Origin of the sequence: Streptomyces sp. NPDC088746, from assembly GCF_044751065.1 — a bacterium.
Classification (GTDB): domain Bacteria; phylum Actinomycetota; class Actinomycetes; order Streptomycetales; family Streptomycetaceae; genus Streptomyces.
On the sequence record NZ_JBIVLA010000006.1, the window covers coordinates 551,170 to 572,149 of the forward strand.

Below are 20,980 nucleotides of genomic sequence, written 5' to 3' on the forward strand. Positions count from 1 at the left end.
GCGTGACATGCAGCGATCCGCACACCTGACGACGCGAGGTCATGTCGACCTGAAGCGCGTGTGCTCCGCGGCGTGTCACCGGGGCTGAACACCCCGTAGTCCACGCGCCCCTGGAGGATCCGCCTCCTCCCCGGCCACGCGCGGGACGCCCCGTCAAGGCTCAGCGGGACGCCGGCCGGCTCGATGCCGCCGGGTTCCGTCAGGAGGCCCCCGCTCCGGGGCGCTCACCTCCACGCCCGCTGCCATCGAGGACCTGGAAGACCTGTGACACGTCTGCCTGCGCCCACCCGCCTGCCCCGGCCCCCGCGCCGCTCCGAGATCCCCTCGTCCGGACCCGCCCGCCGTGCCTCCGGCACGGGATCCGTGCTGGGCGCGATCCTCGACCACGGCCCGGTGGCCCGCTCCACCGTCGCCCGGCTCACCGGCCTCTCACCCGCCTCGGTGACGGGCCACGTGGCGCAGCTCCTCTCCCGCGGTCTGGTCCGCGAGAGCGCCGAGACGACCGGACCGCGCGGGCTGGGGCGCCCTCATGTGCCCCTGGAGATCGACACCTCCCGCTTCCTGGTGGCCGGGGCCCACATCGCGGTCGCCCACTCGACGGTCTCCCTGATGGACCTGCGTGGCCGGGTCGTGGCCGAGGACCGCAGGCCGCACCTCGACACCGACCCGCGCCGCATCCTCGACGACCTGGCCGCCCGGCTTCCGCTGCTGACGGCGGCTCACGCCGCCGGCCGGGAGGTGCTCGCGCTGGGCTTCGCCACCGGACACCGGGTTGACCCCGCCGCCGGAGTCGTCGTGGAGCATCCGCACCTCGGCTGGCGCGCCGTTCCCGTACGCGAGATCCTGTCCGCTGCCACCGGCCTTCCGGTCCATGTGGACAGCCACTCACGGGCGTTGGCGCGTGCGGAGCAGATGTTCGGCGAGGTCTCGACCCGGCGGAGCACGGTGCTGCTCTTCATCGGCGCGGTCGTCGACGCCGCCTTCGCCACCGCCGGTGAGCTGCACCGGGGGCCCCGCTCCGGCGCCGGCAGCGTGGCCCATCTCCCCCTGGGATCGGGCGGATCGGGCGGATCGGGCGACGCTGAGTCCTGTAGCTGCGGGCGTACCGGATGCCTGCAGTCCGAGGTGTCCGAACGGGCCATGATCCGCCGCGCCGCCGCACAGAGCCTCTACGTCAGCACCTTCCAGGAGCTGCTGGACCATGCCATGGCCGGGGAGCCGCGCGCCGTGGCGCTGTTCCGCCGCCGCGCCCGGCTGGTGGGCAGGGCCGCCGCGCTGCTCCTCGACATGTTCGACCCGGAGTGCCTGGTGGTGGTCGAGCCAGGATCGGGCAGGCTGCCCGAGTGCCTCGCCGACCTCCGCGAGGAGGTGGGCCTGCGCTCCTGGGTCTGCGACGACCCCGAACGGGCCGTGGTGCCCAGCAGCTTCACCGGATCGGTGCTCGCCACGGCGGGCGGCGCGGTGGCTCTGGGCGCGCTCTACACCGACCCGCTGGGTTCCTGGCCCGCGCTGCCCGCGGTGTCCTGAACTCCGCCGGTACCCGCTTTAATTCAGAACGTTGCATTGTTGACCCGGCCCCACCCCGACGGGAAAGATGGATTCATGACCAGCCGACAGCGGAATTCGGAGGAAGCGCCGACAACGGCACGCTCCTGCCGCGCGGCCGCGCCGTCGAGCGAATACGCCCGGCGCTCCTGTTGTCGCCCCTGAACGGGAAACCGACAACCCCCAGCTGAATTCCGGGCGGTCCGCATCCCTGCGTGATTCCCCTTCCGCCCGAAAGTACTCACGCCCGTACGCCTTCGCGTGTTCCCGCAGCGCCCTCGTGCGATTCCGCATGCCCGCATTCCCATTTCCGATTTCCGACCGGGGAGAGACATTGACCGTCACCGTGTCCTCGTACGCCGCCGTCCGCCCCTCCGAACCCGCCACGACCCCAGCCGCCCCCGGTATCGCGCCGGAGCGCTTCAAACAGGCTTTCCGCAGGTATCCGGCGGGCGTCGTCGTCGTCACCGCCGACGCCGGAGGCGGGCCGGTGGGATTCACCGCCACCTCGCTCAGCTCGCTGTCCCTGGACCCGCCGCTGGTCTCCTTCGGGATCGGCACCTCCACCTCGTCCTGGCCGCACATCGAGCGGGCCTCGACGGCGGTGGTGAACTTCCTCGGAGCCGAACAGCAGCAGCTGGCCACCACGTTCGCCACCAGCGGCGTCGACCGGTTCGCCGCCCCGACCCGCTGGCGCCGGCTGCCCGGCGGGGAACCCGTGCTCGACGGGGTGACCGGCTGGCTGCGGCTCACCGTCCGGAGCATCGTCCCGGCCGGCGACCACCGCATCGTCGTCGCCGGGGTCGAGGAGTCCTGGCTGGACGAGGGGCGAAGCCCGCTGCTCTTCCACGACGGCTCCTACCACTCCATCCGCCCCGTGCCCGACCAGTGATCAGGAATTCACGATGACACGCCACGACAACAGGCGGGCCCTGGCCCGGAGGTCATTCCTCGCTCTCGCGGGAGGCAGCGTACTGAGCCTCGCCGCCTGCTCTCCGCAGGTGAAATCCGTCGCCGACGCGGAACCCGCCGGCGCCCTTCCGTCCGGAGATCCGGCCTCCGGGACGAAACTGAGGATCGCCGCCCGTACGACCCAGCTACAACTGGGCCCGGCGGGGCTGGCCGGGGAACTGCCCTTCACCGTCGCCGAGTGGCCGAACCTCTCCGCCGGACCCGATGTCATTCAGGGATTCCGCGCCAAATCGATCGACCTGGCCACCAATGCGGGAATTCCGCCGATCCAGGCGCACGCCATCGGTGTCCAGGCGAAAATCGTCGCCGTGCAGGTCCGCCGTCACCCGCTCTACACCTTCGCGACGGCCCCCGGCTCGTCCATCACCAGGGCCGAGGACTTCCGGGGGAGGAAGATCGGGTTCTCCCAGGGCCAGGCCCAGGGCGTCGTCGTCCTGCGAGCGCTCGAGGAGGCGGGACTGAAGAACTCCGACGTCGAACTGGTCGACCTGCCCAGCACCCAGTTCCTCACCGCCCTCCAGTCCGCGCAGGTCGATGTGGCCCCGCTGGGTGAGCCGACCCTGACGAAGTATCTCGACCAGTACGGCAAGGACGGCGCCCGCGGGGTGAAGACGAAGGTCGTCGACCTGCTGACCGTGCTCTGGGCTCCCAACGAGGTCCTCAACGACCCGGAGAAGGCGAAGGCCGTGCGCAGCTTCGTACCGCTGTGGGCGCGCGGTCAGGTGTGGGCCTGGGAGAACAAGGACGAGTGGATCGACACGTACTACGTGAAGGACCAGGGCGTGTCGAAGGAGGACGGCCGGCGCATCGTCGACTCCCATCGGAAGCCGCAGTTCCCGGTCAGCTGGGACGAGGCCGTCGACTGGGAGCAGAAGACCGCCGATCTGCTGGCCGAGGGGGGCTTCGTGCCGGAGCAGAAGGCCTCCGAGCTCTTCGACCGCCGATTCGAAAGGCTGGCGGCCGACGCCGTCGCCGCCGAGTACCGGGAGGGGTCATGACCGACCTGCTGGCGAAAGCGCGGACGACCGGCACGGAGACGGCGGAGCCGCAGCCGGCCCGACCACCGGTCGGCGGGGGGACGGCACATGTCTCCCGGGGCACCCGCCGGCGTCTCGGCCCCGGCCGGGCGCTGCCCTTCGGACGGCTGACCGGCCCCGCGCTGCTCGTGCTCGCGTGGTGGGCGGCCTCGGCGTCCGGCTATCTCGACCCGCGGATCCTGTCCTCGCCGGGCACGGTGTTCGCCACCGCCGTCGACCTGGTCACCACGGGCCGTCTCCAGGACAACGTCCTCATCTCGCTCCAGCGCGCCGGTCTCGGCCTGTTCTTCGGGGTGTCGGCCGGTGTGATCCTGGCCGTGGCGGCGGGGCTGAGCCGCACCGGTGAGTACCTGCTGGACGGCCCGCTCCAGATCAAGCGGGCCATCCCGTCCCTGGCGATGCTCCCGCTGCTGATCCTCTGGCTCGGCATCGGCGAGCAGATGAAGGTCACCGTGATCGCTCTCGGCGTCGCGGTGAACATGTACATCAACACGTACGCCTCGCTGACCGGCATCGACAGCAGGTACGTCGAACTCGCCGAGGGGCTCGACCTGAGCCGTGCGACGTTCATCCGCAAGGTCGTCGTGCCCGGCTCGCTGCCCGGCCTCTTCGTCGGCCTGCGGCTCGGCGTCACCTCGTCCTGGCTCGGCCTCATCGTGGTCGAGCAGATCAACGCCACCAGCGGCATCGGCTACATGATGTTCCAGGCCCAGCAGTACGCCCAGTCCGACGTGATCATCGTGGGCCTGGTGGCCTACGGGATCTTCGGGTTCGCCTCGGACGCGGCGGTACGCGCAGTCGAAAGGAAGGTCCTGTCATGGCGACGCACACTGGCGGGCTGACGGAGACCAGGCCCGCGATCCGCACCTCCGGGCTGGTGCGGCGGTTCGGTGACCGGGACGTCCTCCAGAAGCTCGATCTGACCGTGGCCCAGGGGGAGTTCACCGCGCTCCTCGGCCGCAGCGGCTCCGGTAAGTCCACCTTGCTGCGGGCCCTCGCCCGCCTCGACCACACCGTGGAGGGGTCCGGTGAACTCTCCGTACCCGACAGGGTCTCGCTGTCCTTCCAGGACTCCCGGCTGCTGCCCTGGCTGCGGGTGCTCGACAACGTCGTCCTCGGACTGCGCGGCCCCGGGACCCGCGAGCGAGGTCTGACGGCGCTCGCCGAGGTGGGCCTGGAGGGCCGTGACGGTTCCTGGCCCCATGAGCTGTCCGGCGGCGAACAGCAGCGCGCCGCCCTGGCCCGCGCCCTCGTACGCGAACCCGAACTCCTCCTCGCGGACGAGCCGTTCGGCGCCCTCGACGCACTGACCCGGATCAAGATGCACGACCTGCTGCGCGAGCTGTACGAACGCCACCGCCCCGCGGTGCTGCTGGTCACCCACGACGTCGACGAGGCCGTGGAGCTGGCCGACCGTGTCCTCGTCCTGGAGGACGGCCTCATCTCCGTCGATCTCAGGATCGACCTGCCGTCCCCACGCTCCCGCCGCGAACCCCGCTTCCAGGAGTACCGAGACACCCTGCTCGCCGCCCTCGGCGTGGCACAGCCCCCGATCACGCACTGATCCTCCGAGGAGAAGACACCCATGCCGCGCAAGCAGCTCCATCTGAACGCCTTCCTGATGTCCACCGGCCACCACGAGGCGTCCTGGCGGCTCCCCGAGAGCCACGCCGAGGCCGACTCGGACCTGGAGCACTACAAGACCCTGGCCCGCATCGCCGAACGCGGGCTCCTGGACTCCCTGTTCCTCGCCGACGGACCCGTCCTCATGGGCGACCCCGGCCGGCGGCCCGCCGCCAAGCTGGAACCCACCGTGCTGCTCACCGCGCTCGCCGGCGTCACCGAGCGCATCGGACTGATCGCCACCGCCTCCACCAGCTACAACGAGCCGTACAACCTGGCCCGCCGGTTCGCCTCGCTCGACCACGTCTCCGGCGGCCGGGCAGGCTGGAACATCGTCACCACCGCCGGTGCCGACGCGGCCCGCAACTTCGGCCTCGACGACACGCCCCTGCACCACGACCGCTACCGGCGCGCCGCGGAGTTCGTCGAGGTGTCCACGAAGCTCTGGGACAGCTGGGCGGACGACGCCGTCGTGGCCGACAAGGAGGCCGGCGTCCACGCGCTGGCCGACCGGGTCCGCGCCATCGCTCACACCGGAGAGTTCTTCCGGGTCGACGGCCCCCTCAACGTGCAACGGCCGCCCCAGGGCTACCCGCTGCTCGTGCAGGCGGGGTCCAGCGAGGACGGCAAGGACTTCGCGGCCCGTTATGCCGAGGCGGTGTTCACCGCGCAGCAGACCCTGGAGGAGGGCATCGCCTTCTACAAGGACGTCAAGCAGCGCGCCGAGGCGCTGGGCCGCAATCCCGACGGCATCAAGATCCTGCCCGGCATCGTCCCCGTCATCGGCGACACCGAGGCCGAGGCACTGGAACTGGACGCCGAACTCGACCGGCTCATCGTCCCCGAGTACGCCAAGCGCCAGCTCGCCAGGACGCTGAAGCTCGACCCGGCCGAGCTGCACCTCGACCGGGAGCTTCCCGAGAACCTTCCCGACGAGGACGAGATCGAGGGCGCCAAGAGCCGCTACACCCTGGTGGTGGAGCTCGCCAGGCGCGAGAGGCTGACGGTGCGACAGCTCATCGGGCGGCTCGGCGGCGGGCGCGGACACCGTACCTTCGCCGGAACGGCCGAGCAGGTCGCCGACACCATCGAGCACTGGTACGACAGCGGGGCGGCCGACGGCTTCAACATCATGCCCGCCGTACTCCCCTCCGGGCTGGAGGTCTTCGTGGACCGGGTCGTCCCGATCCTCCAGGAGCGGGGCCTCTTCCGCACCGAGTACACCGGAGCCACCCTGCGGGAGCACTACGGCCTGCCGAGGCCGGCCAACCGGCTGTTCGACACCGTCGACACCGATGCGGGCCACACCGGCATCGGCCTCGCCGGACTCGTCGGGGTGAACGCGGGATGACGGAGTACCGCACCCTCGGGCGTACCGGCGTGAAGGTCAGCCCGCTGGCCCTCGGCACCATGATGTTCGGCGCCCGCGGCAACCCCGACCACGACGACAGCATCCGGATCATCCACCACGCGCTGGACTCGGGCATCAACTTCGTCGACACCGCCGACGTCTACTCCGCGGGCGAGTCGGAGACCATCGTCGGCAAGGCCCTCGCCGGCGGCCGGCGCGACGACGTGGTGCTGGCGACCAAATTCCACGGAAGCCTCGGTGACGACCCGAACGAGCGGGGCAACAGCCGCCGATGGATCATCCGCGAGGTCGAGAACAGCCTCCGCAGGCTCGGCACCGACTGGATCGACCTCTACCAGGTGCACCGCCCCGAACCGGACACCGACTTCGACGAGACCCTCGGCGCGCTCTCCGACCTGGTCCACCAGGGCAAGATCCGCTACATCGGCACGTCGACCTTCGAGCCGTCCGCGATCGTCGAGGGCCAGTGGCTCGCCGAGCGCAGGGGCCGCGAACGCGTGGTCGCCGAACAGCCGCCGTACTCCCTGCTGGCACGGGGCGTCGAACGCGAGGTCCTGCCGGTCGTCCAGCGCTACGGGCTGGGGGTGCTGTCCTGGAGCCCGCTGGCCGGCGGCTGGCTCTCCGGCCGGTACCGCACGGGCGCCGAGCAGCCCGCGTCCAGCCGCGCCGACCGCCAGGCGGCACGCTTCGACGTCTCCGCACCGGAGAACGCGGCCAAACTGGCCGCCGCCGAAGCCCTGGCCCGGCTCGCCGAGGAGGCCGGACTCACCCTCGTACAGCTCGCCCTGGCCTTCGTGCTCGAACACCCGGCCGTCACGTCGGCCATCATCGGCCCGCGTACCTTCGAACAACTGGACAGCCAGCTGGGCGCGGACAAGGTGAGGCTGAGCCGGGACGTCCTCGACCGGATCGACGAGATCGTCCCGCCCGGCACCAACCTCTCGGCACGCGACACCGGTTACACCCCGCCGTCACTCACCGACCCCGCGCTGCGCCGCCGCACGGACCGGGGGGTGACCGCCTAGCGGTTCTCCGGCTGACGGGCCGGATACACGGCCAGGGAGAACGAGTGCCCGGCCGGATCGTTGTAGACGCGGACATCACGGGGGCCGCTGTTGCTGTCCCCCGTGTCCACGGGCCGGGCGCCGAGGCCTATCGCCTCGCGCTCGGCCTCGTCCATGTCACCCGGGTCCACCAGGATGCGCAGATGCGCCTGCTGGGAGTCCTCCGGGCGCGGCCAGCTCGGCGGCGCGTAGCCGTGGTCACGGCGGACGGCCAGGTGCACACCGGTGTTGCCGACGATCTCGACGAAGTCGGGATCGCTCCCGATCCGCGTCTCCGCGCCGAGGAGGTTCGCATAGAAGTCCGCGAGCTCGACCGGCTCGCCGCAGTCCAGGACCAGAACGCTCGTTTTCCCGACAGTCATGCCCCACGGCTACCCCCGATGGGGCCGGGCAAGCCGCACCGGCACCCCCGGGGCTGACGGGGGCTCACCGCACCGCCCCACGGCGCGCCCGGGACGACGACCGGGCGGACGCGAACTAGGGTGCGGGGCATGGCAGAGAGCACGGAGCACCGGCCCACGGGCATGCCTGGCCCCGGCCCCTCCGACCCCCGTCGCTGGCGTGCCCTCGCCGTCTGTCTGGTGGCGGGCTTCATGACGCTGCTCGACGTCTCCATCGTCAACGTGGCGCTGCCGTCCATCAAGGAGGGCCTCGACACCCCGGAGTCCGACCTCCAGTGGGTGCTGTCCGGCTATGCGCTCGCCTTCGGCCTCGTCCTCGTCCCGGGCGGACGCCTCGGCGACGCACGGGGGCGGCGCACGGTGTTCATGGCGGGGCTGACGCTCTTCACCCTGGCCTCCGCCGCTTGCGGGGCCGCCCAGTCCAGCCTCTGGCTGGTCATCGCCCGGCTGCTCCAGGGCGCGGCGGGCGGGCTGCTCTCGCCGCAGATCTCCGCGCTGATCCAGCAGATGTTCTCCGGCCGCGAGCGGGGCCGGGCCTTCGGCATGTTCGGCACCGTGGTCGGCATCTCCACCGCCGTCGGACCGCTCCTGGGCGGCCTCCTGATCCAGGGGGCCGGAGCACAGGAGGGCTGGCGCTGGGTGTTCTACGTCAACCTGCCGATCGGTGCCGTCTGCCTCCTGCTCGCCCGGAAGCTGCTCCCCGACACCCCGTCGGCAGGCCGGGTGCGTCCGCGTGACCTGGACCCCGTCGGAGTCCTGCTGCTCGGGGCGGGGGTGCTCGCCCTGCTGCTGCCGTTCGTCCAGGCCCAGCAGTGGCCGGGCAACGGCAAGTGGCTGCTCGTGCCGGTGGCCGTCGTCCTCCTCGCGGCGTTCGTCGCCTGGGAGTCCCGCTGCGCGCGACGGAACGTCCAGCCGGTGCTGAACCTGTCACTCTTCCGGCTCCGGTCCTTCTGGCTCGGCTGCCTGATGATCCTGCTGTACTTCGCGGGCTTCACCTCGATCTTCTTCATCAGCACGCTCTACCTGCAGTCCGGGCTGCACTACAGCGCACTGGAGGCCGGTCTCGCGATCACCCCGTTCGCCCTGGGCGCGGGCGCGTCGGCGAGCATCGGCGGCCGGCTGGTCGGCCGGTTCGGCCGGCCCCTCATCGTCGTGGGCCTCACCATGGTGGCCGTCGGACTCGGGCTCACCGCGCTGGCCGCGCACCTGGTGCCCGGGAGGGGCGCCGGGCTCGCGATGGCGGCCCCGCTGCTGCTGGCCGGCCTGGGCAGCGGACTCGTCATCGCGCCCAACCAGACCCTCACCCTCTCCGAGGTGCCGGTGGAGAACGGGGGCAGCGCCGGCGGCACCCTCCAGACCAGCCAGCGTGTCGGCTCGTCCATCGGGATCGCCGCGGTGGGCTCGCTCTTCTTCGCCCAGCTGGGCGACGGCGACTGGGCGGCGGCCTACGACCACGGGCTCCTCGTCTCGGTCGCGTTCGTCCTCGCGGGGCTGATCGTGGCACTGGCCGATGTCGCGGCGGGCAGACGGGGAAGGAGACGTGACCAGACGTCCGACGCGACCGATGCCACGAGGAGAACACCATGAGCGGCACCGAGGACCGGGAGCAGGGCGGGAACACCTCGTACGGCCACAAGCCCTTCAAGCGCTCCCGCAGCCACTTCGCCGACCGTATCACCGCCGACGGCCGGGACGGCTGGCCCGTCGAGGCCGGGCGTTACCGCCTGGTCGTCAGCCGGGCCTGTCCCTGGGCGAGCCGGGCCCTGGTCTCACGGCGGCTGCTGGGTCTGGAGAGCGCCCTCTCCCTGGCCGTCGCCGGTCCCATCCAGGACGACCGCAGCTGGCGCTTCACCCTCGACGAGGGCGGCAAGGACCCGGTGCTCGGCATCGGCTACCTGAGCGAGGCCTACGACGCACGGGAGCGCGGCTACCCGGGCGGGGTCAGCGTGCCCGCGATCGTCGACGTACCGACCCGGGCCCTGGTCACCAACGACTACCAGCAGATCACCCTGGACCTGGCCACCGAATGGACCGGCCTGCACCGCCCCGGCGCCCCCGATCTCTACCCGGAGCGGCTCCGCGGCGAGATCGACGAGGTGATGGACGGCATCTACCGGGACGTCAACAACGGCGTCTACCGCGCCGGGTTCGCCGCCGGGCAGGGGGAGTACGAGGCGGCGTACGTCGATGTGTTCCGCCGCCTGGACCTGGTCTCCGAACGCCTCGCCGGGCAGCGCTACCTGGTCGGCGACACGATCACCGAGGCCGACATCCGGCTGTTCACCACCCTGGTGCGCTTCGACGCCGTCTACCACGGCCACTTCAAGTGCAACCGCTCGAAGCTCGCCGAGGACCCCGTCCTGTGGGCGTACGTCCGTGACCTCTACCAGACCCCGGGCTTCGGGGACACCGTCGACTTCGACCACATCAAGCGGCACTACTACCAGGTGCACACCGGCATCAACCCGACCGGGATCGTGCCGCTCGGCCCCGACCTGTCGGACTGGACGGCCCCGCACCACCGGGAGCAGCTGGGCGGCCGGCCGTTCGGCGACGGCACCCCGCCCGGCCCTGTGCCGCCGGGCGAGGAGGTCCCGGCGCGAGGGCGGCCCTGACCGCCCCCGTCAGCTCACGCGCGGTGGCGGCGCCGGCTTCGCGGTCGCCAGCGGGGAGCGGGCGAGGACGACACAGCCGAAGGTGATCGCGGCCACCCCGATCAGCTGGGGCAGCAGCCACCACCCGGTCCGCAGCTCCTCCCCGAACAGGGTCACCCCGTAGCAGATGCTGATCAGCGCGTCCCCGAGCGTCAGCATCGGCTGCACCGCCACCAGTGAGCCGGCCTGGAGCGCGTTCTGGAGGAGGAACAGCGCGCCCACGCCGGCCACCGCGGTGGCGTACAGCTGCCAGGCGGTCAGCAGGCCGGCCACGCCGTCGGCGTCCAGCCGCGACATGGCGTCCTTCATCAGCGCGGCGGTGAGCGCGTACCCGCATGCGGCGGCCAGCCCCAGCAGCGCGGCCCGGGCGTTGCCGGACGTACCGAGCGCCGCGGCGATGAGCGCCGCCTCGAAGACCGCGGTGGCCACCAGGGCCGGGATCCAGGCCGCCCCCTGCACGTATTCGCTGCCGCCGACCGGCGCGGCGGCCGCCATGCCGAGGGCCAGGCCCACGGTCACGGCGGCCACCCCCAGCCAGACCTGGCGCGGCACCCCGACCCGCATGACGAACCCGGCGACCACCAGCGTCGCGGGCAGCTCGATCACGAAGATCGGCTGGACCACGGCGATGGGGCCCGTGGCCAGGGCCACCGCCTGGCAGACGGCGGCGACGATCACGAGAGCGATCCCGGCCAGCCACACCTTCTGCCGCAGCAGATGCCCGAACAGGGACAGGCGCATCGCCTCGCTGTCGGGCACCTCGAGGGCGGCGCGGCGCTGCAGTACCGAGGCGGTGCCGTTGCTGAGCGCGGTCAGAACGGCGAACAGGACGCTGATCACCGCCCCATCATGAGGGCCGACGCCCTCCGGGCAGCGGTGCCCCGCACCCGTGCGAGTGTCGCCCGTTCCGGGCCCGCCGCCACAGGGCACGCGTAGTCTGCGGGCCATGGCCGCCAGATACGCTCCCGTGCTCTCCACCCGCGCGCTCAACAGGGCGACGATGGACCGCCAGTTGCTGCTCCGCCGCACCGCCGTGCCGGTGAAGGACGCGGTCGGCCGCCTGGTCGGCCTCCAGGCGCAGAACACCAGGCCGCCGTACTTCCAGCTCTACTCCCGGCTGGAGGGCTTCACCCCGGCCGCGCTCTCGGAGCTGATGGAGTCCCGCGAGGTCGTCAGGATCGTCAGCCTGCGCTCCACCATCCACACCCACACCGCCGAGGACGCCCTCACGCTGCGCCCCCTGGTCCAGCCGGCGCGCGACCGGGAGCTGAACATGTTCCGCAGCGGGCTCACGGGCGTGGATCTGGACCGGCTCTCCTCGCTCGCCAGGGAACTCGTCGAGGAACGGCCCCGCACCATGAAGGAACTGCGGGAGGAGCTCCTCCTCCACTGGCCGGACGCCGACCCCCGGGCACTCGCGGTCGCCGCCCGCTGCCGGCTGCCGCTGGTCCAGGTGACCCCGCGCGGGCTGTGGGGGCGCAGCGGGCAGGTCGCCCTGACGACCGCCGAGCACTGGCTCGGCACCCCGCCGCAGCCGGCGGCCTCGCCCGACGGGACCGTGCTGCGCTACCTCGGGGCCTTCGGCCCGGCCTCGGTGAAGGACCTCCAGACGTGGGCCGGGCTCACCCGGATGCGCGAGGTCTTCGAACGCCTGCGGCCCCGGCTCGTCACCTTCCGCGACGAGAACGGCGTCGAACTCTTCGACCTGCCCGACGCCCCGCGCCCCGGCCCCGACACCCCGGCCCCGCCCCGCTTCCTCCCCGAGTTCGACAACATCCTGCTGGGCCACGCCGACCGGACCCGGGTGATCCCGCCCGCGTACAAGGGCCGCAACGGGTTGGGGAACCAGGCCTACGGGACCGTCCTGGCCGACGGCTTCCTCACCGCGCTCTGGCGGCTCGACGAGAACCGGGACACCGCGACCGTCACGGTGCAGGCCCTGGGCACGCTCGACCGGGCCACCCGCGAGGAGATCACCCAGGAGGCCGTGGGGATGCTGACAGTGATGTCCCCGGCGCCCGCCCACGACGTCCGGTTCGCCACCTTCGTCGACTTCGGGGACTGAGACTTCGGGGACTGAGCCTCCCGCTCCGCACGGCCCGGCTCACGGCGGCAGCCCGACGCGGCCCGGCTTCACGGCAGCAGCCCCGCGCGCCGGGCCGCCACCACCGCCTCCAGCCGGGTGTGCGCACCCAGCTTCCGCATCGCGGACCGCAGATAGCTCTTCACGGTCTCCGGCCGCAGTCCCAGCCGCTCGGCCGCCAGCGCGTTGGTCGCACCCGACGCCACGCAGGCGATCACATCCACCTCGCGGGGCGCCAGCCGTGTCCGCCCGGGTGCCGGAGGCCGGTCCGCCCCGGCCGCCGACGCCAGCCGCCCGCACACGGCGAGCAGTTCGCCGCGCAGCGCCGGGTCCACGATCTTCGGGGCGAGGGCGCGCAGCTCACGATGAGCCTCGCGGACGTCCTCCCAGGTGCCGGGACCCACGCCCGGATCGGCGATCTGTTCCCGGGTGGCGGCCAGCAGGCGCTGCACCTCGTCCCGTACGGCCAGGGCCTGCTCCACGTCGCGGGCCGCCGACGCCGCCGCGTCGAACGTACGGTCCCCGAGCGTGAGCGGCTCGCGCAGCGCCCCGTACAGCACACCGCGCACCGTCCGGCGTACGACGACGGGCACCGCGACGACGGAGCGCAGTCCCTCCGCCGCGACGACCGCGTCGTACTCGTGGCTGATGTGGCGCGCCGACGGGTAGTCCGTGACCGCGCACGGCCGTGACAGGGCGATCGCCTTTCCGCCGAGCCCGCTGCCCGCCGAGATGACGAGCCCGCGCAGCGCGGGGGTCTGCGCCCCGCTCAGCTCGGCGATCCGGGCGTGGCGGGCGTCGGACAGCAGCCCGCCGAAGACCACGGGCAGCCCGCTCGTCCTGCGCAGTCTGAGCATGGCCGCCCGCAGCTCGGTCGCTTCGCCCGGTTCCGGCACGCCCATGACTCTCCGTCCCGTCGGAGCCCTGTCGGACCACCCCCGTCCGGGGGTGGTGAGACCTGGGTCACTGTTTACATGATGTTACGGCCGAAGGACGGGTTCGCGACGAGGAGAGCACATGCCGGCAACGAATGCGACGGAGACGTTCCGGGCTGCCCGGGACTTCCTGATCGAGCACCGTGAGGACTACTCCACGGCGTACGAGGGCTTCCGCTGGCCCCGCCCCGACCACTTCAACTGGGCGCTCGACTGGTTCGACGTCATCGCCGAGGACAACGACCGCACCGCCCTGCACATCGTCGAGGAGGACGGCGGCCGCACCGAGGTCTCCTTCGCCCGGATGGCCGCCCGCTCCAACCGGGCGGCCAACTGGCTGCGGGACCAGGGCGTGGCCGCGGGCGACCGGATCCTCGTCATGCTCGGCAACCAGACCGAACTGTGGGAGACGGCACTGGCCGCGATGAAGCTGCGCGCCGTCGTCATCCCCGCCACCCCCCTGCTGGGGCCGGCCGACCTGCGTGACCGGGTCGAGCGCGGCAGGGTCCGCCATGTGCTCGTACGGTCGGCGGACACCGCCAAGTTCGAGGAGGTGCCCGGCGACTACACCCGGATCTCGGTCGGCGCCGACGTCCGGGGCTGGATCTCCTACGGCGGGGCCGACGAGGCGCCGGAGACCTTCACCGCGGACCGCGCCACGGACGCCGACGAACCCCTGATGCTCTACTTCACCTCGGGCACCACGGCCAGCCCCAAGCTCGTGGAGCACACCCATGTCTCGTACCCCGTGGGCCACTTGTCGACGATGTACTGGATCGGGCTCAAGCCCGGCGACGTCCACCTGAACATCTCCTCGCCCGGCTGGGCGAAGCACGCCTGGTCGAACCTCTTCGCGCCGTGGAGCGCCGAGGCCACCGTCTTCATCTTCAACTACACCCGGTTCGACGCCGCCCGGCTGATGGCGGAGATGGACCGCTCCGCGATCACCAGCTTCTGCGCGCCGCCGACGGTCTGGCGGATGCTCATCCAGGCCGACCTCGCGCAGCTGAGGACGCCGCCGCGTGAGGTCGTCGCGGCGGGTGAGCCGCTCAACCCGGAGGTCATCGAGAGCGTCCGGCGCGCCTGGGGCGTCACCATCCGGGACGGCTTCGGGCAGACGGAGACCGCCGTGCAGGTGGCCAACACACCGGGGCAGCTCCTGAAGGCCGGCTCCATGGGGCGTCCCAGTCCCGGCTTCGAGGTGGAGCTGCTGGACCCGGTCACCGGTGAACCGGGCGCGGTGGAGGGCGAGATCTCCCTCGACCTGGCCACGGCCCCCGTCGGCCTGATGACGGGCTACCACGGAGACCCGGAGCGCACCGCCGAGGCCATGGCGGGCGGCTACTACCGCACCGGCGACATCGGCGCGCGGGACGAGGACGGCTACATCACCTATGTGGGCCGGTCCGACGACGTGTTCAAGGCATCCGACTACAAGATCTCGCCGTTCGAGCTGGAGAGCGCCCTCCTGGAGCACGAGGCGGTGGCCGAGGCGGCGGTCGTCCCCGCCCCCGACCCGGTGCGGCTCTCCGTCCCGAAGGCGTACGTCGTGCTCGCCGCGGGCTGGGAGCCCGGCGCCGCCACCGCCAAGGTGCTCTTCGAGCACTCCCGGGCGGTCCTCGCCCCGTACAAGCGCATCCGCCGGCTGGAGTTCGCCGAGCTGCCCAAGACCGTCTCCGGGAAGATCCGCAGGATCGAGCTGCGGGAGCGCACCGCGCAGGGCACCGGTACCGAGTTCGACGAGGGGGACCTGCGATGAGCGGCCTGTCCTACGCGCACGGCACCAGCTCCACGGAACTGCTCGGCGACACCATCGGACGCAACCTCGACCGGGCGGTCGAGGCGTACGGCGACCGGGAGGCCCTCGTCGACGTGGTGTCCGGACGCCGGTGGACGTACGCCGAGTTCGGTGCCGCCGTCGAGGAGCTGGCCCGCGGCCTGATGGGTTCCGGGGTGGCCAAGGGCGACCGGGTCGGGATCTGGGCGGTCAACTGCCCGGAATGGGTCCTCGTCCAGTACGCCACGGCCCGCATCGGCGCGGTCATGGTCAACATCAATCCGTCCTACCGCGCGCACGAGCTGGAGTACGTGCTGAAGCAGGCCGGGATCTCCGTCCTGGTCGCCTCCCTCGCCCACCGCACCAGTGACTACCGCGCACTCGTCGGCCAGGTCCGCTCGAACTGCCCCGCACTGCGGTCCGTCCACCACATCGGCGACCCGTCCTGGGACGAGCTGACCGCCGCGTCGGGGTCGGTGACCGCCGGACAACTGGCGGACCGGGAGGCGGAACTGTCGTGCGACGACCCGATCAACATCCAGTACACCTCCGGCACCACCGGGTTCCCCAAGGGCGCCACGCTCTCCCACCACAACATCCTCAACAACGGTTACTTCGTGGGGGAGATGGTCGCCTACACCGAACAGGACCGGGTCTGTCTGCCCGTGCCCTTCTACCACTGCTTCGGCATGGTCATGGGGAACCTCGGCATCACCTCGCACGGCGCCTGCATCGTGATCCCGTCGCCGTCCTTCGAGCCCGCCGCCGCGCTGGCCGCCGTCCAGCAGGAGCGCTGCACCTCGCTCTACGGCGTGCCCACCATGTTCATCGCGGAGCTCGGCCTGCCCGACTTCGCCTCGTACGACCTCTCCTCGCTGCGCACCGGGATCATGGCCGGATCGCCCTGCCCGGTCGAGGTGATGAAACGGGTCGTCGCCCAGATGCACATGGAGGAGGTCTCCATCTGCTACGGGATGACGGAGACCTCGCCGGTCTCCACCCAGACCCGGCGGGAGGACGACCTGGAGCGCCGCACCGGCACGGTCGGCCGGGTGATGCCGCACATCGAGGTGAAGGTCGTCGACCCGGTGACGGGCGTGACCCTCCCACGCGGCGAGGCCGGTGAGCTGTGCACCCGGGGGTACAGCGTGATGCTCGGCTACTGGGACCAGCCGGAGCGGACCGCCGAAGTCATCGACGCGGGGCGCTGGATGCACACGGGGGACCTCGCGACGATGCGGGAGGACGGCTACGTCCAGATCGTCGGCCGGATCAAGGACATGATCATCCGCGGGGGAGAGAACGTGTATCCGCGTGAGATCGAGGAGTTCCTCCACGGTCATCCGAAGATCGCCGACGTCCAGGTGGTCGGAGTTCCCGACGAGAGGTACGGCGAGGAGATCCTGGCCTGCGTCGTACCGCGCGACCCGGCCGACCCGCCGACGCTCGACGAGGTGACGGCGTACTGCCGGGACCAGCTGGCGCACTACAAGATCCCGCGCGGGCTGCGCATTCTGGACGCGTTCCCCATGACCGTCAGCGGTAAGGTCCGGAAGGTCGAACTGCGGGAGGGATACGGCGCGTAGCCCGTGCCGGGGGCCGCGGGGTCAGGCGGCCTCTATGACGCCGGAGCCTATGCCCTGGGTCGCGGCCGCCCACTCGATGAGCAGGATCTCGTACTCCGCGGCTTCCACCGGCGTCCAGTCCTGGCCGGCCCGTGAGTCGACGAGCGCGCGGATGGCGTCGTTGGCCTCGACGACGGACGGGTGGACGGGCTGGGTCAGAAAAACGGGGGCTGAGTGGGTGGGAAGCCGAGGAGTTAAGACCATGCCTTCACTCTACGTCCTCATTCTGACAACAGCTCGAACATATGCGGCTGGCAGGGCACAGGTGACCGAAATCATTCGCCGGGGGCCGGTCCGACGCTGATCAGTTCCTCCGCGGGGCCGTTCACCGGCTGCGGGGTGCCGGTGAGATCCAGGACGAACAGCGGGACGGCGAGGCCGTCGGCGCGTGAGCGCGCCTCGTCCGTGTAACCGGCCAGGGAGAACAGCACGCCGGACACCGAGGTGTTCAGGGCGTTCAGCCAGAGGCACTCGACGTCACGCAGGGCGGTCGGGCGCGTGGTCGCGTCCACCTGGGCGATGAGACCGGCCGCCCTGAGGTCGATCCGGGAGCTGGGCCGCACCTCGGGCTGGACGATGTCGTGGAAGCCCAGCCATCTCAGATAGAGCGCCGCGGTGTTCACCGCGTCGCGGGCCGTCCGTATCACCAGCGGCCTGAACGACGGCCGCGGGTGGGCGGCCGTGCGTGGCAGCGGTATGTGGGCCGGGCCGGGCGAACCTCCCGCCGTGGACGGCGGCGTGGTGCCGCGCGTGGCCAGCGGGCGCACGGGGATCCGGAGTACCGCACCGCAGGGGCAGCAGAGTTCGGGGTGTGGCCACTGGTCGCGGCGCCCGCAGGAGTGGCACCGCACGCTCACCCAGTCGTCGTTCCAGGTGCGGTGCGTGATGAGCACGGCCGGCGCGCCGCGCATCAGCGGCGGGGCGGTCGGGGAGCCGCAGGGGCAGGGGTATACCGGCGTGATGTACGCGTGATCCCGGCGGCAGGCCGGGCAGCGCACCGGTACGGACTCCACGTGCTGCCCCCTTCTTCCGCCCCTGTGGCGGCGACTGCGTTCCGTACCTCCATCGTCCACGAGGAGCGACGCTCCGGGGGGTGATTCGCGCACTTCGGACCGACGGTCTCCGCCGCTTTCCCCGTCCTCCCTTGACGGCCGTCCCGAGCCGCCCTAAATTGTTTTCACATAGCAGAAAGAAGTTTCCGTAATGTGGAATTAGTGCTCTCAGGTGGCGCGACAGAGCCCGACTCCACCAGGTCCGAGCAGGAGCACTCATGCCTCGTATGACCGCTGCCCGAGCGGCAGTTGAGATCCTCAAGCGCGAAGGCGTCAGCAACGCGTTCGGTGTGCCGGGTGCGGCGATCAACCCCTTCTACGCGGCTCTCAAGGCCTCCGGCGGGGTGCAGCACACCCTCGCCCGCCACGTCGAGGGCGCCTCCCACATGGCGGAGGGCTACACCCGCGCCAAGGCCGGGAACATCGGCGTCTGCATCGGCACGTCGGGGCCCGCCGGCACCGACATGATCACCGGTCTCTACTCGGCCATCGCCGACTCGATCCCGATCCTGTGCATCACCGGCCAGGCGCCGACCGCAGTCCTCCACAAGGAGGACTTCCAGGCCGTCGACATCGCGTCGATCGCCGCGCCGGTGACCAAGGCCGCGACCACCGTCCTGGAGGCCGCGCAGGTCCCGGGCGTCTTCCAGCAGGCCTTCCACCTGATGCGCACGGGCCGGCCGGGTCCCGTCCTCATCGACCTGCCGATCGATGTGCAGCTCACCGAGATCGAGTTCGACCCCGAGCTGTACGAGCCACTGCCCGTCCACAAGCCCGCCGCGAGCCGCAAGCAGATCGAGCGGGCCGTCGAGATGCTCAACGCCTCCGAGCGGCCGCTGCTCGTCGCGGGCGGCGGCATCATCAACGCCGACGCGTCGGAACTCCTGGTGGAGTTCGCCGAGCTGACCGGCGTCCCCGTCGTCCCCACCCTGATGGGCTGGGGCATCCTCCCCGACGACCACGAGCTGAACGCGGGCATGGTCGGCCTGCAGACCTCGCACCGCTACGGCAACGCGAACTTCCTGGAGTCCGACTTCGTCCTCGGGGTCGGCAACCGCTGGGCCAACCGCCACACCGGCAAGCTGGACGTCTACACGAAGGGCCGCACCTTCGTCCACGTCGACATCGAGCCCACCCAGCTCGGCAAGATCTTCGCCCCGGACCTCGGCATCGCCTCCGACGCGAAGGCGGCACTCGAACTTCTCGTCGAGGTGGCGCGCGAGCTGAAGGACGCGGGCAAGCTGAAGAACCGCTCGCGGTGGGCCGCGTCCACGCAGGAGCGCCGTGCGACCCTGCAGCGCCGCACGCACTTCGACAACGTGCCGCTGAAGCCGCAGCGGGTGTACGAGGAGATGAACCGGGCGTTCGGCCCCGAGACCCGGTACGTGACGACGATCGGCCTCTCCCAGATCGCGGGCGCGCAGATGCTGCACGTCTACCGGCCGCGCCACTGGATCAACTGCGGCCAGGCCGGGCCGCTGGGCTGGACGATCCCCGCGGCCCTGGGCGTCGCCACGGCCGACCCGGACGGCTCCGTGGTCGCCCTCTCCGGCGACTACGACTTCCAGTTCATGCTGGAGGAGCTCGCCGTCGGCGCGCAGCACCGCATCCCGTACGTCCATGTGCTGGTGAACAACTCCTACCTGGGGCTCATCCGGCAGGCGCAGCGCAACTTCGACATCGACTTCCAGGTCAACCTGGAGTTCGAGAACCTCAACTCACCGGAGCTGGGCGTCTACGGCGTGGACCACGTCAAGGTCGTCGAGGGCCTGGGCTGCAAGGCGATCCGCGTCACCGAGCCGGACCAGCTGCTGCCGGCCTTCGAGGAGGCCAAGAAGCTCGCGGCCGAGCACCGGGTCCCGGTCGTCGTCGAGGCGATCCTGGAGCGGGTCACGAACATCTCGATGAGCGGGACCGACATCGCGTCGGTCAACGAGTTCGAGGACGTGGCCTCCGAGCCCGGCCACGCGCCGACGGCGGTCCTCCCGCTGACGGTGTCCTGACCCTGGCGTCCGGCCACTGACGCTCTCACCCCGGGATCCGCGGACACTGTTCCGCGGATCCCGGAGCTGTGTGCCGGGACGGTCGGGGCCCCGTCGGACCGGGCGCGGCACGTTCGCTGTCGCTACCCTTTCCCCATGCCGTGGCCGTGGGGGACCGAAGTAGCAATGAGAAGGCTCGCGTGGTCGACCGAGGGCCTCGCCGCTCGGCTGGCAGGCGTGACCACGCTGACGCTCCTGGTGGCTGCCGGTCTCTGGCTGGCCCGTGACGACGCGACGCTGCAGATGTCGGTCCTCGTCGTCAGCCTGTGGCTCACGGGCACCGCGGACAGCGTCCACTGGTCGTTCAGCAACGGTGTGGGGTTCTCGCAGACGGTCCTCTGCGCGGCTGTCTTCACTGTTCTCGCGTACGTCGCCCTGTCCGGGGTCCGGCACTCCCGTGGTCCGGACGCCTGGCAGCCCTGGCTCGTCACGAGCGGAGCGCTGCTCGGCGCGGCGTACGTCCTCGACCGCTACCGCAGCCCGGTCATGGCTCGCCTGTGGGATCTGGGGTTCATGTCAGGCCTGGCAGCCGGAGCAGTCGGCGGACTGTGGATCCTCGACAGCCACCTCCACCGGCTGCCCTGGGCCGTGGCCGGCGTGTGGCTGGTCCATGTGGCCCGTGCCGTCCACTCCCACCGCGCCTGAACACGGGTACCGCTCAGCCCTTGCAGTACGCCACCACGACGACAGGGGTGGGGGGGGCGCCCCCCCCCGGCCCCCCCCCCCACCGAGGCCAACCCGTGACACCCCCCCCCGGGGGGGCGGGCGGGCGGCCGGCGCCCGGTCGCGCAGGGGGTG

Annotated in this window: 19 protein-coding genes; 14 read left to right on the plus strand and 5 right to left on the minus strand. The window is 71.5% G+C overall.

Annotation, left to right across the window (positions count from 1 at the left end; translation table 11 throughout):
- Nucleotides 1-264: 264 nt before the first annotated feature.
- The 7 genes from ACIP63_RS27445 (at nt 265) to ACIP63_RS27475 (ending at nt 7,574) form a co-directional block, all read left to right on the plus strand.
- The gene (locus ACIP63_RS27445; protein ID WP_401520668.1) at nt 265-1,527 is read left to right on the plus strand and encodes an ROK family protein; all 1,263 of its coding nucleotides are present in this window, start codon (nt 265-267) and stop codon (nt 1,525-1,527) included.
- 352 nt (nt 1,528-1,879) lie between these two features.
- Nucleotides 1,880-2,437 carry a flavin reductase family protein gene (locus tag ACIP63_RS27450; protein ID WP_401520671.1) on the plus strand — a complete coding sequence of 186 codons (558 nt, stop codon included), beginning with the start codon at nt 1,880-1,882 and terminating at the stop codon, nt 2,435-2,437.
- Nucleotides 2,438-2,450: 13 nt separating this feature from the next.
- Nucleotides 2,451-3,515, plus strand: a complete 1,065-nt coding sequence (locus tag ACIP63_RS27455) for an ABC transporter substrate-binding protein (protein WP_401520674.1) — start codon at nt 2,451-2,453, stop codon at nt 3,513-3,515.
- Nucleotides 3,512-4,396, plus strand: a complete 885-nt coding sequence (locus ACIP63_RS27460) for an ABC transporter permease (RefSeq protein ID WP_401520677.1) — start codon at nt 3,512-3,514, stop codon at nt 4,394-4,396. The genes ACIP63_RS27455 and ACIP63_RS27460 overlap by 4 nt, the downstream gene beginning before the upstream one ends.
- Nucleotides 4,372-5,118, plus strand: a complete 747-nt coding sequence (locus ACIP63_RS27465) for an ABC transporter ATP-binding protein (RefSeq protein ID WP_401520680.1) — start codon at nt 4,372-4,374, stop codon at nt 5,116-5,118. Before ACIP63_RS27460 ends, ACIP63_RS27465 begins: the two co-directional genes overlap by 25 nt.
- Before the next feature lie 21 nt (nt 5,119-5,139).
- Nucleotides 5,140-6,528, plus strand: a complete 1,389-nt coding sequence (locus tag ACIP63_RS27470; RefSeq protein ID WP_401520684.1) for an LLM class flavin-dependent oxidoreductase — start codon at nt 5,140-5,142, stop codon at nt 6,526-6,528.
- Entirely contained in the window at nt 6,525-7,574 is a 1,050-nt protein-coding gene (locus ACIP63_RS27475; RefSeq protein WP_401520685.1) for an aldo/keto reductase, read from the plus strand. Before ACIP63_RS27470 ends, ACIP63_RS27475 begins: the two co-directional genes overlap by 4 nt.
- On the opposite strand, the gene ACIP63_RS27480 is transcribed toward ACIP63_RS27475, so the two are convergent.
- Nucleotides 7,571-7,975: a VOC family protein gene (locus tag ACIP63_RS27480; protein WP_401520688.1), complete on the minus strand. Its 405-nt coding sequence runs from the start codon at nt 7,973-7,975 to the stop codon at nt 7,571-7,573. The genes ACIP63_RS27475 and ACIP63_RS27480 overlap by 4 nt on opposite strands.
- 129 nt (nt 7,976-8,104) lie before the next feature.
- Between ACIP63_RS27480 and ACIP63_RS27485 the strand changes: the two genes are divergently transcribed.
- Nucleotides 8,105-9,601, plus strand: a complete 1,497-nt coding sequence (locus tag ACIP63_RS27485) for an MFS transporter (protein ID WP_401520689.1) — start codon at nt 8,105-8,107, stop codon at nt 9,599-9,601.
- Nucleotides 9,598-10,629 carry a glutathione S-transferase family protein gene (locus ACIP63_RS27490; RefSeq protein ID WP_401520691.1) on the plus strand — a complete coding sequence of 344 codons (1,032 nt, stop codon included), beginning with the start codon at nt 9,598-9,600 and terminating at the stop codon, nt 10,627-10,629. Before ACIP63_RS27485 ends, ACIP63_RS27490 begins: the two co-directional genes overlap by 4 nt.
- Nucleotides 10,630-10,638: 9 nt before the next feature.
- Here ACIP63_RS27490 and ACIP63_RS27495 read toward each other — a convergent pair whose 3' ends face one another.
- Nucleotides 10,639-11,508 (minus strand): DMT family transporter, encoded by an 870-nt coding sequence (locus ACIP63_RS27495; protein WP_401520693.1) that lies wholly within the window; start codon nt 11,506-11,508, stop codon nt 10,639-10,641.
- A 106-nt stretch (nt 11,509-11,614) separates the two neighbouring features.
- Between ACIP63_RS27495 and ACIP63_RS27500 the strand changes: the two genes are divergently transcribed.
- Entirely contained in the window at nt 11,615-12,733 is a 1,119-nt protein-coding gene (locus tag ACIP63_RS27500) for a winged helix DNA-binding domain-containing protein (protein ID WP_401520696.1), read from the plus strand.
- Nucleotides 12,734-12,801: 68 nt separating this feature from the next.
- On the opposite strand, the gene ACIP63_RS27505 is transcribed toward ACIP63_RS27500, so the two are convergent.
- Nucleotides 12,802-13,653: a response regulator transcription factor gene (locus tag ACIP63_RS27505; RefSeq protein WP_401520698.1), complete on the minus strand. Its 852-nt coding sequence runs from the start codon at nt 13,651-13,653 to the stop codon at nt 12,802-12,804.
- A gap of 115 nt (nt 13,654-13,768) precedes the next feature.
- On the opposite strand from ACIP63_RS27505, the gene ACIP63_RS27510 reads away from it, so the two are divergent.
- Nucleotides 13,769-15,445 carry an AMP-binding protein gene (locus ACIP63_RS27510; protein ID WP_401520701.1) on the plus strand — a complete coding sequence of 559 codons (1,677 nt, stop codon included), beginning with the start codon at nt 13,769-13,771 and terminating at the stop codon, nt 15,443-15,445.
- The gene (locus ACIP63_RS27515) at nt 15,442-17,049 is read left to right on the plus strand and encodes an AMP-binding protein (protein WP_401520703.1); all 1,608 of its coding nucleotides are present in this window, start codon (nt 15,442-15,444) and stop codon (nt 17,047-17,049) included. Before ACIP63_RS27510 ends, ACIP63_RS27515 begins: the two co-directional genes overlap by 4 nt.
- Nucleotides 17,050-17,070: 21 nt before the next feature.
- Here the strand turns inward: ACIP63_RS27515 and ACIP63_RS27520 are convergent, their stop codons facing one another.
- A complete protein-coding gene (locus ACIP63_RS27520) occupies nt 17,071-17,292 on the minus strand; it encodes a hypothetical protein (RefSeq protein WP_104784478.1) in 222 nt (73 codons plus the stop codon).
- A 71-nt stretch (nt 17,293-17,363) separates the two neighbouring features.
- On the minus strand, nt 17,364-18,101 hold the full coding sequence (locus ACIP63_RS27525; RefSeq protein WP_401520706.1) for a hypothetical protein: 738 nt from the start codon (nt 18,099-18,101) through the stop codon (nt 17,364-17,366).
- A gap of 257 nt (nt 18,102-18,358) precedes the next feature.
- Between ACIP63_RS27525 and gcl the strand changes: the two genes are divergently transcribed.
- Together gcl and ACIP63_RS27535 are read left to right on the plus strand one after the other, a co-directional pair.
- Nucleotides 18,359-20,143 (plus strand): glyoxylate carboligase, encoded by a 1,785-nt coding sequence (gene gcl / locus ACIP63_RS27530; protein ID WP_401520707.1) that lies wholly within the window; start codon nt 18,359-18,361, stop codon nt 20,141-20,143.
- Between the two features lie 165 nt (nt 20,144-20,308).
- Nucleotides 20,309-20,827 carry a hypothetical protein gene (locus ACIP63_RS27535; protein WP_401520709.1) on the plus strand — a complete coding sequence of 173 codons (519 nt, stop codon included), beginning with the start codon at nt 20,309-20,311 and terminating at the stop codon, nt 20,825-20,827.
- The last annotated feature ends 153 nt before the right edge of the window (nt 20,828-20,980 follow it).